General features: G+C 65.7%; 16 protein-coding genes. 9 read left to right on the top strand and 7 right to left on the bottom strand.

Features of this window, described 5'->3' with window-relative positions:
* Window positions 1-121: 121 nt before the first annotated feature.
* On the bottom strand, window positions 122-544 hold the full coding sequence (locus J0X25_RS39700; RefSeq protein WP_226777377.1) for a universal stress protein: 423 nt from the start codon (window positions 542-544) through the stop codon (window positions 122-124).
* Window positions 545-645: 101 nt separating this feature from the next.
* Window positions 646-1,755: a DUF354 domain-containing protein gene (locus tag J0X25_RS39695; protein WP_226777376.1), complete on the bottom strand. Its 1,110-nt coding sequence runs from the start codon at window positions 1,753-1,755 to the stop codon at window positions 646-648.
* Window positions 1,756-2,171: 416 nt separating this feature from the next.
* Between J0X25_RS39695 and J0X25_RS39690 the strand changes: the two genes are divergently transcribed.
* The 3 genes from J0X25_RS39690 to J0X25_RS39680 all read left to right on the top strand — a co-directional run bounded on the left by J0X25_RS39690 (window position 2,172) and on the right by J0X25_RS39680 (window position 4,375).
* Window positions 2,172-3,134: a glycosyltransferase gene (locus tag J0X25_RS39690; protein ID WP_226777375.1), complete on the top strand. Its 963-nt coding sequence runs from the start codon at window positions 2,172-2,174 to the stop codon at window positions 3,132-3,134.
* Window positions 3,135-3,406: 272 nt separating this feature from the next.
* A complete protein-coding gene (locus J0X25_RS39685; protein ID WP_226777374.1) occupies window positions 3,407-3,931 on the top strand; it encodes a DUF7342 family protein in 525 nt (174 codons plus the stop codon).
* A 9-nt stretch (window positions 3,932-3,940) separates the two neighbouring features.
* On the top strand, window positions 3,941-4,375 hold the full coding sequence (locus tag J0X25_RS39680) for a hypothetical protein (protein WP_226777373.1): 435 nt from the start codon (window positions 3,941-3,943) through the stop codon (window positions 4,373-4,375).
* Window positions 4,376-4,390: 15 nt separating this feature from the next.
* Here the strand turns inward: J0X25_RS39680 and J0X25_RS39675 are convergent, their stop codons facing one another.
* The 4 genes from J0X25_RS39675 to J0X25_RS39660 all read right to left on the bottom strand — a co-directional run bounded on the left by J0X25_RS39675 (window position 4,391) and on the right by J0X25_RS39660 (window position 8,516).
* Window positions 4,391-5,368 carry an NAD-dependent epimerase/dehydratase family protein gene (locus J0X25_RS39675; protein ID WP_226777372.1) on the bottom strand — a complete coding sequence of 326 codons (978 nt, stop codon included), beginning with the start codon at window positions 5,366-5,368 and terminating at the stop codon, window positions 4,391-4,393.
* The gene (locus J0X25_RS39670) at window positions 5,365-6,300 is read right to left on the bottom strand and encodes a DUF362 domain-containing protein (protein ID WP_226777371.1); all 936 of its coding nucleotides are present in this window, start codon (window positions 6,298-6,300) and stop codon (window positions 5,365-5,367) included. The genes J0X25_RS39675 and J0X25_RS39670 overlap by 4 nt, the downstream gene beginning before the upstream one ends.
* Window positions 6,297-7,400, bottom strand: a complete 1,104-nt coding sequence (locus J0X25_RS39665; RefSeq protein ID WP_226777370.1) for a Gfo/Idh/MocA family protein — start codon at window positions 7,398-7,400, stop codon at window positions 6,297-6,299. The genes J0X25_RS39670 and J0X25_RS39665 overlap by 4 nt, the downstream gene beginning before the upstream one ends.
* A 117-nt stretch (window positions 7,401-7,517) precedes the next feature.
* Window positions 7,518-8,516, bottom strand: coding sequence for a polysaccharide deacetylase family protein (locus J0X25_RS39660; protein ID WP_226777369.1), 999 nt, complete (start codon window positions 8,514-8,516; stop codon window positions 7,518-7,520).
* Between the two features lie 328 nt (window positions 8,517-8,844).
* Between J0X25_RS39660 and J0X25_RS39655 the strand changes: the two genes are divergently transcribed.
* The 3 genes from J0X25_RS39655 to J0X25_RS39645 all read left to right on the top strand — a co-directional run bounded on the left by J0X25_RS39655 (window position 8,845) and on the right by J0X25_RS39645 (window position 12,515).
* Window positions 8,845-10,437: an alkaline phosphatase family protein gene (locus J0X25_RS39655; RefSeq protein ID WP_226777368.1), complete on the top strand. Its 1,593-nt coding sequence runs from the start codon at window positions 8,845-8,847 to the stop codon at window positions 10,435-10,437.
* Between the two features lie 227 nt (window positions 10,438-10,664).
* Window positions 10,665-11,861, top strand: a complete 1,197-nt coding sequence (locus J0X25_RS39650) for a GNAT family N-acetyltransferase (RefSeq protein ID WP_226777367.1) — start codon at window positions 10,665-10,667, stop codon at window positions 11,859-11,861.
* A gap of 324 nt (window positions 11,862-12,185) precedes the next feature.
* Window positions 12,186-12,515 (top strand): hypothetical protein, encoded by a 330-nt coding sequence (locus tag J0X25_RS39645; protein ID WP_226777366.1) that lies wholly within the window; start codon window positions 12,186-12,188, stop codon window positions 12,513-12,515.
* Window positions 12,516-12,649: 134 nt separating this feature from the next.
* On the opposite strand, the gene J0X25_RS39640 is transcribed toward J0X25_RS39645, so the two are convergent.
* On the bottom strand, window positions 12,650-13,957 hold the full coding sequence (locus J0X25_RS39640) for a hypothetical protein (protein ID WP_226777365.1): 1,308 nt from the start codon (window positions 13,955-13,957) through the stop codon (window positions 12,650-12,652).
* A 457-nt stretch (window positions 13,958-14,414) separates the two neighbouring features.
* Between J0X25_RS39640 and J0X25_RS39635 the strand changes: the two genes are divergently transcribed.
* From J0X25_RS39635 to J0X25_RS39625, 3 genes are all read left to right on the top strand, one after another.
* Window positions 14,415-16,205 (top strand): hypothetical protein, encoded by a 1,791-nt coding sequence (locus J0X25_RS39635; protein ID WP_226777364.1) that lies wholly within the window; start codon window positions 14,415-14,417, stop codon window positions 16,203-16,205.
* A 656-nt stretch (window positions 16,206-16,861) separates the two neighbouring features.
* Window positions 16,862-17,803, top strand: a complete 942-nt coding sequence (locus J0X25_RS39630; RefSeq protein ID WP_226777363.1) for a hypothetical protein — start codon at window positions 16,862-16,864, stop codon at window positions 17,801-17,803.
* 575 nt (window positions 17,804-18,378) lie between these two features.
* On the top strand, window positions 18,379-20,409 hold the full coding sequence (locus J0X25_RS39625) for a hypothetical protein (protein ID WP_226777362.1): 2,031 nt from the start codon (window positions 18,379-18,381) through the stop codon (window positions 20,407-20,409).
* Window positions 20,410-20,418: the final 9 nt, after the last annotated feature.

Below are 20,418 nucleotides of genomic sequence, written 5' to 3'. Positions count from 1 at the left end.
CACGTCGCGAACCGCGCGACCACGATGAACGGCGTTTCCCGCCCGGGGCGGTTAATTATCGATCCCGTACCCGGGGCTAGTACCCGATTAGCGGGTCTCGACAGAACCGGTTCCCGAAGCGCTAGCTCCGGTCCCGGACGGTGAGGACCGGCACCGGCGCGTTGCGGACGACCTCCTCGGCGACGCTACCGGTGACCAGATGATCGAGACCGCTCCGGCCGTGGGTTCCCATGACGATCAGATCGATCGAGTTCGTCTCCGCGACCGCGACGATCTCCTCCTGGGGGACGCCGTGGCTGACGGTCGTCGATACGTCGAGCCCCCGGGCGGAGGCTGCCGATTCCGCCTCCTCGACGGCCTGGGCGGCCTCGTCCTCGTGATCCGTCCGCATCTCGTCCTGTTTCTCCGTACTGTGGGGGCCGTCCTCCGATACCGAGACGATGTGGAGCCGCGCGCCGAGCTGGTCGGCCAGCTCGATCGCGTGTTCCGTCGCCTGACGAGCTCCCTCGTCGCCGTTCGTCGCGAGTAGCACGTCCTGATACATTGCGTAACCGACTGGTCAACGGACAGCCGGTTACCTCTCGTACTTGCGGTCGCCGGGAATTGCAGTCGCCGGGAACGCGGTGAACGCCCGCCCGCGAGCGGTTAGAGACCGGGCTGCTCCCGGTGCTTCGGCTGTAACGCGCCTCGCGTCGACGAGCTGAGTCGGTCGACGGCGCCCCGGGTGTGAGCGACCTCGACCAGCAGGTCCGTCAGGTTCACGAGGTCGCCGACGTACTCGCGGCGACGCTCCGCCCAGCGAGCGGTCGCGTCGTCGTCGGCGAGGAGTTCGAGCGATCGGTCGCGAACGGCGGCGTAGTCGTCGAACTGTTCGGCGAGCCCGGCGCGCTCGAGTTCCTGGAACTCGCCGTACTCGTGTTCGTCGGTCCCCCGGTAGCGCAGGGACGGCGTCCCAAGCAGCGCCGCCTCGGTGGTCATCGTCCCGGTGTCCGCGACCAGCAGGTCGGCCTCGGCCATCGCGTCGTGGATCTCGGCGGGGTGGAGGTCGTAGGGGCGCGCCGGGAGGTCCGCGAAGTCGACGTCGTCGCCCTCGTCGGAGACGAAGACGGTCGCCCGTTCGCTCAGGCGCTCGATCAGGTCGCGACGCTGGGCCGGTTCGAATCCCTCGATACCGGCGTCGCAGAGCGCGTCGAGGGCGTTGAACCGCACGAGAACGTACGGCTCGTCCGGACCGACGCCGAGGCGGTCGCGGACGCTCTCGTCGGGTTCGAAGACGTCGGGGTGGAGATACGCGCACTCCTTGAACCCCTCGAAGGTGTAGTGGGCCTCGCCCAGATCGCGGCGGGTGACCGCCGGCGAGAGGATGCAGTCGGCGAAGGGCCGGGAGACGACGTGGTTGAAATCGGTCGGCTCGTCGTCGAGGACGAGCACGGTCGGCGTCCGCGTCAGCGTACCCGCGTAGGCGGCGTAGGGTCCGCGGCCGAAGATCACGTCCGGATCGAACCGACGCGCCTCGCGGCCGATCGACACCACCTGTCCGCCGAGTTCTCGAGCGAGCCGGAGCTTCGAGTGTCGGTCGGTTCCGTGCTCGCCGTAGACCCGATACGGCATCTCGAAGCGGTCGAGGAGATCGGTCGTGCAGGCGTACTCGCGGGTCAGGACGAGCACGTCGTGGCCCGCGGCCTCGAGCCGGTCGACGGCGTGGCGGTACAGGTGGACGTGGGCGGGCGTGTTCGCGAAGACCAGAATCCGCATCGAGAGAGCGTATTCGGAAGCGGAACTTTGTAATCAGACTACTACTCCACGCGCGTCGGCGTCGACGGCGGGTGCGTCGGACCGATACCGTGTGGTAGCGACCGCCGGATCGAGGAGTAAGCCACTGCTATTGCCATCTCCGCGTTCAGGGGTTCGATTCAGCCGCTGGCTACCGATCAGAGCAAAGCGAAGGAGCGCCCCAACAACCCCAATACGCGGCCGTTCGAGGGCTCACCAACCGAAATCAGGAAATCGTATCAACCGTCACGAGTAGGTGAAGAAAACTCGAGCGACGATCTTCCTTGAATAACATCTCAATAGATGAAAGTAAAGAATACGATGATTGACCGAGGCTGTAGTCTCGCTGTTCTGCCTATAACAAAACGCCATCCGAGGCTAGGTTCTGCCAGTCGGCAATGCACGTCCTCATCCTCACGGCCAACGCCGACGCACCGTTCATGAACCAGCAGATCGACGAACTCGAACGCCGGGGTGTCACCTTCACCGTACTCCCGATCGCGGGAGACGCCAGCGACGTCACCTCTCGTAGTCCGATGGACTACCTCCGGATGGTCCCGAAAGTGATCTCGGAGTCCGGAAACGGCTACGATCTGATTCACGCTCACTACGGCCTGACGACGCCGGTCGCGCTCTCGCAACTGCGGACGCCGGTCGTGATGTCGCTGTGGGGGTCGGACGTCCACGGACCGGCCAAACCCGTCAGCAGGGCGTGTGCACCGCTTTGCGACGAGGTCATCGTCATGTCCGAGGAGATGCGCGAGGAACTGGGCTACGACTGCCGAGTGATCCCCGACGGTATCGACCTCGAGAAGTTCACGCCCAGTTCGCAGCGGCAGGCCCGCGAACGGGTCGGGTGGGACGACGCCGGCGACGCCTACCAGGTGTTGTTCCCGTACCGCCCCGGCCGAACGGTCAAGAACTTCCCGCGGGCCGAACGCGTCGTCGCTGCGGCCGAGCGCCTGCTCGATCGACCGATCGATCTCCGCGTCGTCCACCAGGTCGACCACGACGCCGTTCCCGACTACATGAACGCCGCCGACGCGCTCCTCCTCACCTCCCGCAGCGAGGGGTCGCCCAACTCGGTCAAGGAGGCGATGGCCTGCAATCTCCCGGTCGTCGCCACCGACGTCGGCGACGTCCGGGAGCGACTGGCCGGCGTCGACCCCTCCCACGTCGGCGCGAGCGACGCCGAACTGGTCGACGGCCTGGTCGACGTCCTCCGGCGCGGAGAGCGCTCGAACGGCCGCGAGGCCGCCCGCGAGGTCAGCATCGAGCGGACGGCCGATCAAATCCTCGACGTGTACGAGCGAGTCGCCGACGAGCGGGTCGAACCCGAGCGGGAAGCGCCGCAGGTGTAACGGGTCGCTCGACGATCGGCCTCGAGCCGTGAGGAACCCTTCGTTTCCGAGGCAAAAGCGGTCTTTCTCCACTCCGTCGATCCTCGTACGGGACGGGACGATCACTCGAATAGTGCCGGGACCCTTCGATGCAGACGATCCGTCGCTATTGAACGAAAGTGAAAATTCAGCGTAATCGAGCCTTCGTCCGCACTCTGACTGGCAGTCACACCGATGTCAAGAAAATTCTCCATGACACTGGATATATATTCTATAGGCCCCTACGTGTCGGCATGACGGAGAAATCCGGCCGGAACGATCGTCGAGACCAAATCTCGATGACCCGTGGCGAGCGCGTTCGCGCAGCCGCGCGCACGCTGCGGAAGCCACGCTCCGCCTCCTGGATCGCCGACGAAACGGACGTCTCGGTGAAGACCGCCCAGAAGTATCTCGAGCAGCTCGTCGAAGACGACGTCCTCCGACGACTCGAACGGGGAGAGCAGGCCGTCTACTGTGTCGACCAGTTGATGGCGACGTATCGCGAGATCGCGAAACTACAGCGCGAACACGATCGCGAGGAACTCACCGACGCGCTCGAGTCGATGCGGACCCGAATCGTCGACTGGACGGAGACCTACGGCGTCGAGAGCCCCGGTGCGCTCCGAGCGAGCATCGCCGACGTCGAGGACAGCGGCGAGATCGAACGTCGCCGCGAGATCGCCAGCGAGTGGGAACACCTCGAGGGGCGCCTCCCCGTCGTTCGAGCCGCGCTCAACGAGTACGATTGGGCGAGCGAGCGAGATGCCGTCTCCGCGTGAGGGAGCGGAATGGGACTACCAGGAACCACCGATAGCACGGTGTACGACGGGTTACGGGACGTCCTCAAGCGCCAGCCCGAAGTCACGGCCGTCACCGACGAACCGGACAGCATCAGCAAGCGATTTCTCCGAGCGGAGATCGACCCCGCCCGAGTGACGCCGGCCACGGGACCCGAGTCACCGGCTCTCGACGTCGAGTGGCGGTACGATGGCGGAGACCAGTACTATCGGATCCACTACGCCGATCCGAACACGGGATTCAACTGCGGGTGGCACCGCGACGAGGATCATTCCGATCTCGGGCCCGTTCACTTTCAGTACGAGACCCCGACGGGCGAGATCCATCACGAGAGCGCTCACTTCCGGAAAACGATTCCGACGGAGATTTGTTGGACTGCCACGGACCGACTCTTCGAAGACCGACTCCCGTCGCTTGCGGGATGAACGGTCCGCGGCTCGTTATCGGACGTCCTCGCGATACCACGCCATCGTCTCCGGCAGGTGCGCCTCGATCGGCTGGTACTCGTAGCCGAGTTCGGCTTCGGCTTTCCTCGAGGTGTAAAAGAGCCGCTGGGTCGCCAGCTGGGCCATCTGCCGGTCGAAGGGGAACATCCGGACGTCGGCGACGGCGCTGGCGGCCTCGGCGACCGGGCCGGCGGCGTGGATGGCCGTCGCCGGGACCCGGATCCGCGCGGGGGAGCCGTCGACGGCGTGGGCGATCCGGGAGACCGCCTGCTGGTAGGTGAGGTTCTCGCCCCCCAGGATGTAGTGTTCGCCGTTCTCGCCGCGCTCGGCGGCCAGCAGCAGGCCGTCGACGACGTCGGCGACGCCGACGATGCTCAGTCCACCCGGGAGGTAGGCGGGCATCGTCGGCTCGAGGCCCATCGAGAGCAACTGGACGGTGAACTCCTCGTCGCCGGGCCCGAAGATCGACGTCGGGTGGACGGTGACGGCGTCGCCGCCGCTCGCGGCGTACTCGTCGACCAGCCGCTCGGCCTCGGCCTTCGAGGCCTGATAGGCGCCGATCGGGTCGGCGACGTCCGTCTCGTCGGCGAACTCGGCGTCGCCGGACGGCCGGCGCGTCCCGGACGTGCTCGTGAAGACGACCCGGCCGACGTCGCGGTCGCGACAGGCCTCGAGGACGTTCTCGGTGCCGTCGACGTTGACCCGGTGGACGGTCTCGGGACCCGCCGTCCAGAGACCGATCCCGGCGAGGTGGAAGACGACGTCGGCGCCGTCGACGAGGTCCCGAAGCGTCTCCGGTTCGAACAGGTCGCCGACGTACCAGTCGATATCCGCTCCCTCGAGGTCGCCCCGGTCCGACGACGGGCGGCTGAGTCCGCGGACCTCCCAGCCGTCCGCGAGCAGGCGCTCACAGAGGTGCGAGCCGAGAAAACCGGTCGCGCCGGTGACGGCGGCGGTTTTCCCTCCCGTCATCGTTGCTCGAGTTGGGGCGGCACGGCGTCGCCGGCCACCGCCGCGTACAGTCGGTAGGCGGTCGTGACGGCGGGGTTCGTGTCGTCCGGCGGCGGTAACTCGCCGTCGGGAAGGCGACGTCTGAGCGCCGTCAGGTCGACGCCGTCGGAGTCGTCCGCGCTGCGCTCGACGGTGATCGCGGGGTCGTCGTCGAGGGCCACCCTGAGCGCCGGATCCTCCTCGATCGAGCGCCCGAGCAGCGACGAGCCGACCGCGTCGACCGCCGGGGTCGGCCCCGCGAACAGCGCGTCGGCCGCGATCGGGTCGCCGCCGTAGGCGGTCGTCGCGTCCAGCACGGAGAGGGCGGGGTCGACGGCCCGCGTCGCCGCGACGGCGGTCTGGTCGGCGTCGGCGACGCTGGTGACGAGACGGCCGAGCGCGCGCATCCCGCCGGCGACCGGGCCGGCTTCGGTCGGCCGTAACGTCGGCACGGCGACGACGGTGCTCTCGAGCAGTCGCTCCGGGATCGACGCGGAGACCGCGTCGCCGTCGACCGTCACGACCTCGTCGCGGCGCGACTCCTCGGCGAGATCGACGAGACCGGCGTCGACGCCCTCGAGCGCCGACTCGTAGGCCAGGTAGTCGGCGGTCCGATCGAACGCGATGCGGTCGTCGCTCGCGCCGGCGACGGCGACGTCCGCGTCGGTCCAGTCCTCGAGCGTGGCGGCGACGGCGGCGACGACGACGGGATCGGTGATCATCCCCGAGGAGGGGTGGAACGGGTAGTGGGCGTCGGGAACGAGCGTGATCCGCTCCGTCGCCGTCAGCGAACTGGCGTACGGTTCGAGGACCGATCGAACCGGCGGCTCGACCGTCTCCAGGCGCCGGTCGGCGTCGGTGAACCACCCGCCACGGCGGTCGGGGGCGTCGACGCCGGCGACGCGGACGCTCACGCCATCACCTCCGGCGCCTCGAGGGCGTCGTCCGCGGTCTCCTCGGCCAGTTCGTAGGCCGTTTCGGCGAGTTCGATCGTCCGCCGACCGTCGGCGCCGTCGACCGGCGGGGCCTCGTCGTTGCGGACCGCGTCACAGAAGTCCTCCAGCGCGTCGTAGTGGGCCTGCAGGTAGAAGGTCGGTCCGAAGACGTCCGGCTCGTCGCGGGTGAACCGGCTCAGCACGTTCGACAGCGCGGACTTGGCCGCGCCCGCGTAGAAGTTATCGGGGATGTGGTCCTTGTTGCTGATCGTTCCGGTCACGCCCTCGAGGCGCAGCCGGGTGTTGACCTCGGGGAGCTGTTCCCACTGGTAGGTGCCACAGTGGAGCGAGATCGTCGTCTCCGTCTCCGGCGCCCGGAGCAGGACCGTCGCGGCGTCCTCGGCCGGGATGTTGAGGGTTTGGCCCATAGTGGCATCCCGGACCTCGAGATCGCCGAACAGCCACTCGAGGACGTCGAAGCAGTGGACGCCGAGTTCGACCAGCGAGCCGCCGCCGGCGGCCTCGGGGTCCATCGGCCACTCGGGGGGCGCCTCGTCGGCCGGCGGTTTGCCCAGCGGGTGGTCGTTGAGTCGCGTGATCGACGCGTAGGGGACGTGACCGACGTGTCCGTCGTCGTACTCGGCCTTGACGCCCGTCATGTCGGGCTGGTAGCGCAGCGTGTGGTCGACGCCGACGGCGATCCCCGCCTCGCGGGCCGTCTCGAGCATCTCGTCGGCCTCCTCGGTCGAGCGGGCCAGCGGTTTCTCGACGAAGACGTCGGTCCCCGCGTCGGCGGCCTTCTCGACGGCGTCGGCGTGGAGGAACGGCGGGAGGGCGACGACCGCCGCGTCGAGGTCCTCGTGCTCGAGCAGCGTCGTATAATCGTCATACGTGCGCGTGGCGCCGGCACTGGCGGCCCGGTCGCGGTTCTCCGGGACCGCGTCAGCGGCCGCGACGACGTCGACGTCGGGCATCGCAAGCGCCGATTTCAGGTGTACCATGCCGATGTTTCCGACGCCGAGCACGCCGAGTTCGAGTGCGCTCGAGTCGGTCCACCGGCTCAAAAGTGTCGATGGCATCTGCCCGAGAAGGGGCCGGGAGCGGGCTTTGTTATCGTCGCCATACCCGCGGGGAGCGGGGAGTAGAAACCCCATTCCCGCGGGCGGGACGACGCGTGCGGGTCGGTACCGGCCGGATCAGTACCAGCTCGCTTTCGCCGTGCTCTCGATACTACTGCTATCGGCACTACTGCCGTCGGCACTACTGCTGTCGGTCCTGGTCGAGACCTCCTCGACGCTCCGAGAACGACGGACCCGCTGGGCGACGTCGCCCATCGTCTCGACGGTGAGATCGGTCTCCGCGCGGCGCTTCGCGAGATAGGAAAGGATCGACCGCATCCGGGCGTCGTCGCGCTCGCTCGTCAGGTTGTTCGGGTGGAGCCAGATGTGAAAGACGCCGTCCCCGTGGACCGCCTCGTCGATCCCCCGTCGAGCGAGTTCGAGCATCGGATCGGTCCAGATCGACTCGGCGACGGTCCGCGCGGGTCCCTCGAAGCCGAACAGGAACAGCGAGGCGGGGACGTTGACCAGTCCGTACTCGTCGGTCGCGGGATCGACCAGCATCGAGCGGTCCCGCACCGTCGAGTCGAAGACGCCCCGAACGCCGTCCCGGGTCGGCGACTTGCCGCGGTAGGCCGAGACGCCGTATTCGGCCAGGACGTCCCGGTGGCCGACGTCGTTTCGCGGATAGATGAAGGTGTCGACCGACTGGTTCCACTCGGCGGCGATCTCGGTCGCCCGGTCGAGTTCGGCGACCGCGAGTTCGCGCTCCGTCTCCTCGCGCCCGAAGAGGACGTGGGAGAAGGAGTGGCTGGCGAACTCGTGGTCGGCGTCGGCCTCGAGGATGCCGGCGACGAGGTCGGGACCGAACCGCAGGTCCTCCCGATCGCGCCACGCCTCGCGTTCGCGGTCGAACCAGCCCGACGGCGCGGGGTGGGACTCGTGACTGCCGTCACAGGAGTCGAGCATGAGGTGACCGACGACGGCCCACGTGGCCGGGACGTCGAACTCGTCGAGTAACTCGAGCATTACCTGCCAGCCGCGACGTCCCGCTTCCACCCGCTCGGTCGGCGGGTCCGGGAGATCGTGAAATCCCCAGCCGAGTTCGGCATCGAGGGAGACCACGACACTACCCACGATACCCACCTCCTGCGTCCACCCAGTTGACGCGTCTCATGTCCAAGTCCTGATGAACGAGCGGTATTGTTATGGATTTCCTGCCGGCGGTGACGGCGACCGTAATGGGGTTTGTATGGGTATTACACACAGCGCACACGCATATAGCCTGTGCCTTGTGCACGATTCACACATTACCGGTGCCGTGCGAGTGTGAGACAGGGAAAATTCGGCTAAAAACGGTCAGATCGGGGAAATATCAGTTCGAGCGACCGTAAAATCTCCCCATAACAAAGCGTTCATCTCCGGATTCACCGGACAGCAGACGTCCTCGACGTCTCATACAATCATGAGCAGGTCTTCCCCACCAGCCGAGCGAGCGTTCGTGCTCGGATTCGACGGCGTACCGTGGAAACTCATCGACCAGTGGAGTGCGGAGGGCGAACTCCCGAACTTCGCCCGGATGCGCGAGGAGGGCGCGGCAGGGACCCTCGAGAGCACCCAGCCCGCGACGACCCCGCTGGCGTGGCCGTCGATCGCGACGGGAGTCTGGCCGGATAAACACGGCATCTACGGGTTCCAGAACCTTTCCTCCGACTACACCCACGAGATGTACACCAGCTACGACATCCAACAGCCGACGCTCTGGGAGCAGGTCACGCCCGCTCACGTCGGCAACGTGCCGATGTCGTATCCGCCACGAGAGATCGACGGAACGATGGTCACGGGCATGATGACGCCCACGACCGATCACGAGTACACCTACCCGCCCGAACTCAAAGACGAGATCGAGGCGCGAACCGGGAACTACGACATCAGCCTCGACTACCCCGACTACGCCGACCGCCTCGACGAGTTCGAGACGGCGGTCGAAGCGATGCTCGCGAAACGTCGCGAAGTGATGCGCCTCCAGATGGAGAACGCCGGCGACGACTGGAGACTGTTCTTCTTCGTCTTCACCGCCCCCGACCGGTTCCAGCACCTCATCTGGGACATGGATCGCCTGCTCAACCACTACAAGAAACTCGACGACGTCCTCGGAGAAGTGATGGCGTATACGGACGACCACGACGCCGACCTCTACGTCGTCTCCGATCACGGCTTCGGACCGATCGAGGAACTGGTCTACGTCAACCACATTCTGGAGCGGGACGGCTACCTCTTCCAGGAGGAAAACGAGGGCGCGCGCGGGGCGCTCTCGAGTCTGGGAATCTCCCGGGACCGCATTACGGACGCCCTCGAGCAGGTCGGTATCTCCGAGGAGAAGATCGTCTCGACGCTCCCCCGCTCGATCGTCGACACGGTCGCCGAACGGATTCCGGGCGATCACGCCCTCTACGACGTCGACTACGATCGGACCGTCGCGTTCGTCCACGGCTCCGGCTGCCTGTACATCAACGACACCGAGCGCTTCAACAAGGGCGTGGTCGATCCGAGCCAGATCCCCGACCTGAAAGCGGAGCTCACCGACCTGTTGGAGTCGGTGACGGACGACGACGGGGAGCCGATGCTGGAGGTGGCCGACGGCAACGAGCTGTTCCCGACCGACGACGACTCGCCGGACCTGATCGTCAAAGGCCGGGGCGTCTACGAGGAGCGCAACGCGCTCACCGACTCAGTGACCGGCGACACCGGCACGTACGCCGCGAGTCACCGGAAAGAGGGAATCGTCCTCTGTCGCGGCCCGTCGATCGAGGCCGGCGCGACGCTGCGGGGAGCGCGGGTCGTCGACATCGCACCGACCCTGCTCCACGGCATCGGCGAACCCGTCCCGAAGAACGCCGACGGGCGCGTCCTCTTCGACGCCTTCGACGAGGACGCGGTCCCCGCGTCGACGAAAGTCGAGCGCACCGGCGTCTCGAAAGACGATCGGGACGAAGCGGTCGACGACGACTTCACCGAGGTCGAGGACCGACTGAAGGGACTGGGCTACATGGAGTAGCGTCAGTTGCACGACGCCGACACCGGTCGCGTCGGCCCAGTTTCCGTGCGAAAGTAACCGAACCGATCGGAGCACTCTCAGGGAAACCGACACGGCAGCGCGGCTGCCGCCGTATTTCGACCGTCTCCGGTCGCATGTAGCGTATTCAGGGTCAATCCCTTTTGGTACACAGGCTGAAATTCGAGTGTCGGGATCCACCGACGTCCCGTATCCACCCGGCTCTACCCATGATCGAATCCATATCGAAGTCCACGGCGTCGTCGTGTACGGTCCGATCGTTCGAACCGGGCGATCGGACTGGAGTGCTGTCGCTGTACGAGCGGGTGTTCGGTCACCACCGGGGCCCCGACTGGTTCCGCTGGAAGTACGACGACAACCCCTACGTCGATCACGTCCCGATCGTCGTCGCCGTCGACGACGGCGAGGTCGTCGGCTGCCGAGCGTTTTTCGCCCTCGAAATGCGCGTCGGCGAAACCGTCCGGCTCGCGTTCCAGCCCTGCGACACGATGGTTCACCCGGAGTACCGGGGACAGGGGCTGTTCAGCCGCATGAACGAATTCGCGCTCGAGCGGTACGCCGACGGCGCGCCGGCGTTCTGTTTCAACTTCCCGAACGGGAACGCCAAACCCGGCAACCTGAAACACGGCTGGCGAGAAATCGGGACGTTCCCGGTGTACTACCGGCCACACGATCCCGTCGAGAGCGTCAAGGAGTTGACCGACGGCGCGAGCCGGGAAACCGACGCGAGAGCCGACGGGAACGAATGGATCGACGGCGACTACGCCGGCTCGGGCGTGGACCGCGATCTTCCCGCCGAAACCGCCTTGAGCGACGTCGACGGCATTACGGACACCCTCGCCGACGTGGTCACGTCCTCACAGCAGGTCGGCGACCGACTGGTCGGCGACTCGAGCGACGAGTTGACCGTCGTCCGGTTCGAGACGCCGCCAGCCGACCTCCTCGAGTCGGTCTACCGGCGGTCGATCCCCGACGGGATCCACACGCATCGAACGGCCGAGTTCTACCGGTGGCGTTTCCAGAACCCGGCGCGGACGTACACGACCTACGTTGCGATGCGGGACGACGAGACGCCGGTCGCCGCGCTGGTCTGCTCTCGTATCGACAGCCACGTCCGGATCGTCGAGACGCTTCCGCGGGCCATCGACGACGAGCGGGCGGCGATCAATCACCTGCTGACCACGATGCTCGCCGACCGTCCGGACTGGAACTACGTGACCGCGTTCGGGAACACGTTACCGACGCCGCTCCGGTACCGGTTCTATCCGGACACGCGATTCCCGCTCTCGACGCTGATCCGGCCGACCGCACGGACGCTGCTGGCCCGAAACCTCGGCGAGTCGGGATTCGAGACGATGACGGCCGACGACTGGCGACTCTCGCGACTCGATCTGGATACGGCGTAACGCCGTCGACCCGGTCCTGGGGACGTCCCGCTCGGTCGATATCCGTTCCTCGAGGTCGCCGGGCGAGCGCTGCTCGACGAACTCCAGTGGCACGGACTAGCGATGAAATACCATTGCCGCGATCTGCTAGTCCAGTCCCCCGGCCGCCGAACGCCCCGCCGCAACACGGTCGATCCCCCGCCGGCTCGAGGAAAGTGGTGTACTATATTCGTCATTAATAGTTGATATCTCTTCTCGATTCCGTATTCTGATTCCTGTATTTCTGGAAAATCTACCATTAATTCGACAGGAAAGCTTATGCCACGAAGGTCGGGTTATCGGTGTATGGCACGTGACGCTCCGGCACAGGACAAAGCTGCCAGAACAGACGCAGAACCACTCCCGAACCTCGTAACGATCGTCGGTCGGGGAGTCCCCTCGAGTTTCGAGATCACCGTCGACGGTGAGATCGAGATGGACGCCGACGACCCCGTCGCTGAAGCGACGGTCGTCTCGGGCGGCATCGCGGAGGGCACCATCGACGTCGGCGTCCAGCGATTCCGCTTCTCCGGTCAGGTGACGAACGTCCACGTCGTCGACTGGAACGGCGACGCGGTCCCGGATTCCTCGAGCGTTCCGGAGGTCCACGTCGACTACGGCGTTCCCGAACGGTAATTCGGTCGATCCCCGGGTAGGGGTGCGGTTTTGCGACGGCGCTCACCACTCCGCAGCGAGGCGACCGCGGTGGCGACCGGCCACCGCGAACGGTCCGGAGCGGCTGCCACGGCCGCTCCCGCCGACCACGGGCGTTACCGGTCGGACCGAACGCGGCGCAGCCCCGACTTCGCCGTCGTCCAGGCGGGATAGACGGCGTTGTAGACGCTCGCCGGAGTGTTTCGCGCGCCCGCGCGGAGAAGACGGTGAGACAGCGGCGGTTCCGACTCGGCGACGAGTTCGTCGAGATCGACGCCGTCGAGCCACTCGAAGAACGCCGCCTCCGCCGGAGAGGTGGGCTCCGTCTCCTGCGTGCGCCCGCGGATGTCTTCCCACATGTACTTCTCGTCCTGACCGAGCACCCACCGGCCCTCCTCGAGGGCGGCCCGGATCTCGGAGTAGTCCTCGTCGTCGAACGGATAGCCGTGGTCCGTCGGATCGAGCCCCGACAGCCGCAGGCCGACGGCGGTCCGATAACACTTCTCACACTCGCCGCAGTTGCCGTCCATCCGGTCGTTACACGTCTGTAACTGGAGATTCGGCTCCTCCTCGCGGACGTAGTCGGCGATGGCGTCGACCCGCTCCTGTCGGGTCAGGTCGTAGGAGTCGTGGCGACACAGAGTGCCCGTCCACCTGACGTGGTCGTCGACGTCGGGACGCGACCCCCACTCGAGGTCGATCCCCTCCCAGTGGGTCGCGGCGACGTAGAGGTCCTCCATGCCCCGCGCGTAGGCCATCGGCGCACAGAGGCCGAGCAAGCCGAGCCCGTGCCCGACGGAGCTGTACCACGCGCCGTCGACGTATCGCTTGTAGTGGGCCAGCAACATCGGGTGAGCGAGGAAGGAGAGCATGTTCGACTCGACGAACGCCGTCTCGAGGCCGTGACCGTCGGCGAAAGCGGTGACGCGGTCGCGGAGGGCCGCCCAGTTCTCGTCGTCGTCCGAGGTGGGCGAGATCGTCCAGCCCCGGATGCTGATCAGGGTCGGCTCCGCGTCGCGGTTGCGGACGTACGAACACGTCGAGTCGACACCGCCGGTGAAGAGCAGACCGCTCTCCCCGCTGGCATCCGGTTCGACGGCGGTCGTCTCCTTCGCGTAGAGCGTCCCGCCCTCGAGGAAGTCGTGCATCGAACACAGCGACGCTTTGACCTCCTCGAGGCCCGCGGCGAACGTCTCGTCGACCTCGTCGACGTAGACGTCGGCCCCGTTGGCCCACGCGACGGGGCAGACCTGGGCGAGGACCGGAATCGCGAGGATCCCCTCGGGGACGTCGTCGATCGGGACGTCGTACTCGGTTCGGAACGATTCGTCGGTGAAGAACCGCTCGAGATCCGCGGAGGTGCGGACGTCGCACTCGAGGGTCGTACCGTCGGCGCTGACGCGGTCGATAACGATGGATGACATAGCTGAATCGAAGTGAGGTCCTGCTGCACGCACTGTTGGCTGTCGAGTCGACGAACCACGAACGAATACAAAAAACCATCAGAACTGTTGATCGTTCGGAAATTGGGAAATCAATGCATATCGAACGGTATCGAACGGTAGGTCGTACCTACCCTTGGGCCGTGGCGTCGCTTCTCCCGACGACGTAACCACGGTCGCGGGCCGTAGGGCAGCCGACGACGCCACAATCGGCGATCGCGGTCCCGCCGTTGGTCGGCGGTTACTCGAGCGACTCGAGCCCGACCGAAACCGGATCGAACGGTCGGAAGGGGCGGAGTATCAACGATCGGCGCACGGGGGACGCCCCCGTCGACGGTTCTGGCGAATAGGAGCCGTATAACAAACGTCGGGATCGATGATTCTTCGGGCGAGATATGCGTATCGACACTGGACCGGACAACGCTCGCTACGAGAGAGTATGAAACGGTCGACATTCAACGTCACGGTTGCTGTCGGATTCCTCGCGGTCGCGCTCGGAATCCTCGTCGCGAGAGCGAACCCTGCGACCAGCTACGAGCCGTCGATATACGCGGGGACGCCACTGATAACGTGGTTCGGCTTCGCGCTGGGGCTCGCGATCGCCGTCGCGACGGCGCTGACCTGCCGCGGCCGCGAGCAGGCGTTCGGTATCGCGCTCGGCGGGATGACGGTGACGTCGATCATCAGTCTCCCGGTGATCAGGAACTATCACTTCGCCGGGATGGGTGACGCGCTCACACATCTGGGCTGGACGCGAGACATCATCGCCAGCGAAATGGCCCCTCACCAGCTGTTCTACCCGGCGATACACACGATCGCGACGGTCTTTCACTACGTCGGCGGCGTCCCCATCGAACGCGGCCTCCTGTTCGGGATGGTCGTCCTGTTCGTGCCGTTCCTGATCTTTATCCCGCTGACCGTTCGGGAGATCACCGGCACCGACGCGGCGGTCGGACTCGCCGCAATCGTCTCCTGGATGGTGTTGCCGATAAACAACGTCGCGACGCACATGGGGATTCACACGAACTCGAACGCGCTCTTCATGGTCCCCGTCGTCATCTTCGCCGCCATCGCGTATCTCCGTCGGCGGGCGACGATCGAGCGACTCCCCTTCGGCCTCTCGCCGTTTAGCGCCCTCATCTACCTCACCGGGATCGGCCTCCTGCTGGTCCACCCCCAGCAGATGGTCAACGTCGTCATTCTGATCGGCGCGATCAGCGTCGTCCAGTACTTCGCTCGCCGTCAATTCAGCGATCACCCGGTTCTCGATCATCCGACCATGTACGCCCACACGGTCGTTCTCGGCGGCCTCTTCGCGATCTGGGCGGTGAGCAACGAACGGTTCAGGGACGCGCTCACCGGTCTCGTCGTCGGCGTCCTGACCGAAGACATCGGCGGTGGCGCCGAAGTCGACCAGCGCGGGACCTCGCTCACGGAAATCGGCGGGAGCCTCGGCGAACTGTTCGTGAAGATGTTCTTAGCCGCCACGGTCGTCGGCCTGATCGTGGGCGTCTTCCTCCTGTTGGTGTGGCTCGGTCGGAGCCGGCTCGATTCCGAGACGAGACCGTTCGTCAACTACCTCTCCTTCGGACTCGTCCCGTTGACCGGCATGTTCGTCCTCTACTTCGTGGGAACGCCGACCATGGCGTTCCGCCAGGTCGGCTTCATCTACGTCGTCCTGACGATCCTGGCCGGCATCGCCCTGGCCTACGGCTTCGGGGGACTCTCGAACCTGGTGTCGAGACCGGCGAGTAACACCGTGGCTGGGGTGCTCCTGGGGACCTGTCTCGTACTCGGCCTGATGACGGTGTTCGCCTCGCCGATCATCTACAGCCCCACCCAGCACGTTACCAACGAACAGATGAGCGGCTACGAAACGGCGCTAACACACGGCGACGTCGACAGGCCGCTCGTCGGCATGGGGTACGATCCGTTCCGGTTCGACCACGGTATCAAGGGGGTGGAAGGCGAGGACAGTCCGACCGCGGCGCGGACCGCCAGCGGCACCATCGATGAAGAGGCGTTCGGTTCCGGCGAGTACGATAGGGCCTATCACGACGTCAGCTACTACTTCGCCGTCACGAACTTCGACCGCGTCCGCGAGTTCCAGGTCTACGAGGAACTCAACTACGACAGGGAGTCCCTTGAGGAACTCGAGACCTACGACGGCGCGGACAAGGTGGTCTCGAACGACGAGTTCCAGCTGTACGACGTCGAAGGAGCCGAATAAGCGGTCCCCGGCGGCAGCGCTCCGGTCTTTTCGATTCGCGGGTTTCGAACGGCGGAGTGACGACGCCTCGAGCCGCGACGATACCGGCCCGGAACGCCGCCATCGCGTCCGTCGCGAAGCAGTCACACGGCGACCGCGACACGTCCGTGACGCCGAGTCGTCGAAATCACGATCGGATTCGGGCCGCGGCCGACGCCGACGCGGTCACGATGTCGACCGTCACGAGCGAGCCTCGCGTGCGCGTTACTCTCTTTAAATCGTCGGCCACTGCGGTCGTCGGCTCGGTTCGACCGCGAGCGCTCGAGTCGCGCGACCCGACCGCCAGCTACGCACGTCGGCGTCGGCCGCGAGTGGAACGACGACCACCGACTCGAGCGGTCGACCCGACGAACGACACCCGTATCGGGGCGGCCCCGGCGCGATCCCCTGTCGAGGGCATATCCACAGGGACAGCGCCTGACAGCCGAAGTAATAACGTATTTATCGGGAGAAAAAGAGGTTACTCGAGGTGGTATTGTGCCCGGTTTCGTTCATAGTATCCTGATAGAACTCCCATACATTCTGTCTTGTTTTGCACCGCTAGAAATATATTCTGTAAATTTAATCAATTATACCAAGGAAAAGTTTATGAGTGTAAGCCCAGGTTACGCAAGTGTATGGCGCAGAACCCCCGGACGTCCGAAACGGACACAACGCCGACTACAGGCCGTAGCGACGGATTAAGCCGCCGCAACTACGTGCGCTCGGTTGCCGCGGCCGCCGCCGCGGTGACGTCGCTGGGCGCAGCCGGTACGGTTGCCGCGCAGGGCGACTACGAAGTCATCGAAGCCGCCGGCCAGTCGCTGACCGTCGCCGACGGTGAGACCTGGGAGAACAAACTGATCGACATGACCACCGGCGGTGACATCTCGATCACTACCCAGGGTAGCGACTGGACGATCCGAAACATCGGCTTCAAGGGCAAGAACGTCTCCGGTGCCGGCACCGCGACGTTCGCCATCTCCGACACCGGCGGCTCGAGTACCGTCGAGAACGTCTACCTCGGCGACGGGTCCGACGGGCGCAACGGGCGCTCGACCGGCCACGGGCAGACCGCCTTCTGGGTCGACCCCAAACACTCCGGTCACGTCGATCTCCGCAACGTCAACATTCAGGGATTCGCCGACAACGCTGTCTACGGGTCCTCGCCCGGCTCCAACGGCGGCGGCACGATCCACATCGATAGCTGTTTCGCCGCCAACTGCCGCGTCTCCCACTTCCGCCTCGCGACCGAGGGCAGCAAGGTGACGAACTCGAGCGTCCTCGTCGACGAGGAAGGCTACGAAGGCCGCGGTATCTGGGCCTGGGCCCCCGGGACGATCGAGATCGAGGACTGCCAGATCAGCATGAACGGCAACCACACCGCCGTCGTCGCTGGTGCGAACGGCCAGGGGACCGACGTCGTCCTCCGGAACACCGACTACGACCAGGCGGCCGGCATCAGCGAGACCGCCGGCTCGACCGTCCGACTCGAGGGCGACTCGGGCACCGATCCCCTGGCGTTCATCCCCGCGGGAACGCCCACTAGCCCCGAAGAAGCCGCGACCGGCGGCAACTGACCCCGCGACACACCTCCCTGACCACCCCCAACCCCGCTGACGGTTCCCCTCCCCACGCTCCCGCTGACGCCTCCACCCCCTCCGTTCCCCGCTGACGCGGGCCCTCCACCTCCGCTGACGCGACTCCCCTCCACTCCCGCTGACGCGACCGATTCGAATCCACTCGACGCCGCGCGTTCTTCGCGACACGACCGTCTGCTTTTCCCGACAGTCGATCGAAGCAGTCTAGTCACGTCCGTGATCGGCGCCGGTCGATCGGTGAGCTGCCGGACGGACGGCCTCGAGTCAGTTTCCAGTCACCGTCCCCCTCACCGGAGCGGGTCGAAATCGGGTAGTAATGAGATATTACCGGCCGGTTCGGGCTGTCGCGGTACCGTTCAATCAACCGTCTGAGAGCTGTTTACCGGTGTAATATAATATTACCCGACCCGCTCCGGCCTGCATACGTAATATAATATTTCGTGTAATAATAGAGATAGTTCTTCTAGTTGAATTCAGTGAATATATATTCTCTGTAAATTTTAAATGTCTTTGAGGAGAAAGTTTATGGTGGTAGTGTTTGATTACCCGATTGCATGGCACGCGACCCTTCGGTTTCGGATGACGATCGGCTCGTCGGCAGCGAAGAGCAGCCGGCGGCCGAAGGCAGTAATAATAGATTACTCGGTCGACGTTCGTATATGAAGCTGGCAGGTGCGACGACCGCGGCTGCAGCATTTAGTACGAGTGCGAGCGCGAACGAGGAGTACGAGACGATCCGGGCGCGAGGACAGGTTATCCGGATCGGTAACGAGACGTACGAAAACAAACTCGTCGACGTCTCGAACGGGAACGGCATCACGTTCATCGTCGAGGGTGCGGCGACGGTCCGTAACATCGGGATCAAGGGCCTCTATCAGGGCGACGGGTTCATCTTCTCGATCACCGCACCGAGGGGCACCGTCGAGTTCGAGAACATCTACATCGGCGACGGCGCCAACAAATCCGGCGCCGACTTCGTTCACGGCCCCGGTGGCATTTTCTACCACAACATCGCCAGCGCGAACGTGGTCTTCCGCGAGTGTAACGTGCAGGGCTACCCGAACAACGGGTGGTACTGTTCCAACAGCGCCACGGGCGGGTCGATCACGTGGGAACGCTGTTTCGGCAAGAACAACGGCGTCACGACGTTCCGGGCCGCCGATCCGAACGACACGCTCGTCGACTGCGTCGCGTACAACGACAACACGGACTACTCGACCGAGTACGGCAGCTGGGGCAACTACAACGAGAACTCCGGGCGCCCGCTCTGGGTCTGGAACCCCGGCGGCTGCACCGTCGAGGACTGCCACTTCGCCGCCGGCGACTACCACGCGGCGGTGCTCACCCACAACGGCGGTTCGGTCTCCCTCGACGGGGGGGCAATCTCCGGCGGCACGCAGGGCAACGTCGACGCCTCGAGCGCCGGGCGCAACCCCGACCTCTCGATCCCCGACGGCGTCCCGACCTCCGCCGAGGAGGCCGCGGTGGGCGACGCGTTCAGCGGGAACGCCACGGACGACCAGCTCTCCAACGTCGTCGTCGTCGACGGCGCCGGAACGAGCGACGCGACGAGCTACGAGTTCGTCGTCAGCGACGCGGTCGAACCGAGTACCGACGAGGGCGCGACGATCGACGCGGCGGCCGACGTCGACGGCACCCGCGCGTCGGGCACCGTGGCCGACCACCGCGACGCGTGGCGGTTCGAGGGCGAAATCGAACGGCTGAGCGTCGACGGCTCGGCGACGGTCCGGGTCAACGGGATCGAAGTCGATCCCGACCAGTTCGACGACGTCCTCGAGAACTTCCTCCTGGTCGACGGCTCGGCCGCGGACGTCACGCGCTACGAGTTCACCGTCGACGGCGAGGTCGAACGGTCGAACTACCGGGGCGCGTCGATCGACCCCGACGACGAGGTCGAGGACGGGAGCGTCCACGGCGTCGTCGCGGACTGGCGGGACGCCTTCCGCTTTTCGGGCGACGTCACGGAACTCACCGTCGACGGCCCGGCGACCGTCTCCGTCAACGACGAACCGGTCGATCCCGCCGACTACGGCGTCGACCTCCCCCACACCCTCACGGTCGAGGGCCAGGGAGTGCCGACGAGTTTCGAGATTTCGGTCGACGGGACGATCGAACTCGAGGGGACGAACGCGCCGGAAAACGACGCCACGACGATCTCGGGATCGACGGTCCAGAGTTCGGTCACCGACGACTCCCAGACCTTCCGATTCTCGGGTGCGCTGACCGACGTCACGATCATCGACGGCGAGGCCGAGATCAGCCTCGACGGCGAGTCCATCGATCCGAACGACTACGGCGAGCACGAACTGCTCCCCCACGCGATCGTCATCGACGGCACCGACGTCGAGGAGCCCAGCGCCTACTCCTTCGAGGCCAGCGGCGCGGTCGTCGAATCCACCTTCCGCGGCGCGACGCTCGACGACGACGACGTCATCGAGGGCCGGGCCGTTCGCGGCGTCGCCGGCAACTGGCTCGACGCCTACTGGTTCAGCGGCAACGTCGAGAAGTTCACGCTCCGCGGCGACGCGAACGTCGACGTCCAGTACAACGCTCGCGAACAGTAATCGGCCGAC

The organism is Haloterrigena alkaliphila (assembly GCF_017352155.2).
GTDB lineage: Archaea > Halobacteriota > Halobacteria > Halobacteriales > Natrialbaceae > Haloterrigena > Haloterrigena alkaliphila.
Note: the sequence above shows the minus strand (reverse complement) of the source record. Positions and strands in the feature narration are given on the sequence as shown.

Excerpts from the sequence above, each read along its gene's own strand:
- J0X25_RS39625 (WP_226777362.1), top strand. The coding sequence starts at position 18,379 with ATGGCACGCGACCCTTCGGTTTCGGATGACGATCGGCTCGTCGGCAGC.
- J0X25_RS39640 (WP_226777365.1), bottom strand. The coding sequence starts at position 13,957 with ATGTCATCCATCGTTATCGACCGCGTCAGCGCCGACGGTACGACCCTC.
- J0X25_RS39680 (WP_226777373.1), top strand. The coding sequence starts at position 3,941 with ATGGGACTACCAGGAACCACCGATAGCACGGTGTACGACGGGTTACGG.
- J0X25_RS39700 (WP_226777377.1), bottom strand. The coding sequence starts at position 544 with ATGTATCAGGACGTGCTACTCGCGACGAACGGCGACGAGGGAGCTCGT.
- J0X25_RS39650 (WP_226777367.1), top strand. The coding sequence starts at position 10,665 with ATGATCGAATCCATATCGAAGTCCACGGCGTCGTCGTGTACGGTCCGA.
- J0X25_RS39665 (WP_226777370.1), bottom strand. The coding sequence starts at position 7,400 with ATGCCATCGACACTTTTGAGCCGGTGGACCGACTCGAGCGCACTCGAA.
- J0X25_RS39635 (WP_226777364.1), top strand. The coding sequence starts at position 14,415 with ATGAAACGGTCGACATTCAACGTCACGGTTGCTGTCGGATTCCTCGCG.
- J0X25_RS39675 (WP_226777372.1), bottom strand. The coding sequence starts at position 5,368 with ATGACGGGAGGGAAAACCGCCGCCGTCACCGGCGCGACCGGTTTTCTC.
- J0X25_RS39645 (WP_226777366.1), top strand. The coding sequence starts at position 12,186 with ATGGCACGTGACGCTCCGGCACAGGACAAAGCTGCCAGAACAGACGCA.
- J0X25_RS39690 (WP_226777375.1), top strand. The coding sequence starts at position 2,172 with ATGCACGTCCTCATCCTCACGGCCAACGCCGACGCACCGTTCATGAAC.
- J0X25_RS39695 (WP_226777376.1), bottom strand. The coding sequence starts at position 1,755 with ATGCGGATTCTGGTCTTCGCGAACACGCCCGCCCACGTCCACCTGTAC.
- J0X25_RS39685 (WP_226777374.1), top strand. The coding sequence starts at position 3,407 with ATGACGGAGAAATCCGGCCGGAACGATCGTCGAGACCAAATCTCGATG.
- J0X25_RS39655 (WP_226777368.1), top strand. The coding sequence starts at position 8,845 with ATGAGCAGGTCTTCCCCACCAGCCGAGCGAGCGTTCGTGCTCGGATTC.
- J0X25_RS39630 (WP_226777363.1), top strand. The coding sequence starts at position 16,862 with ATGGCGCAGAACCCCCGGACGTCCGAAACGGACACAACGCCGACTACA.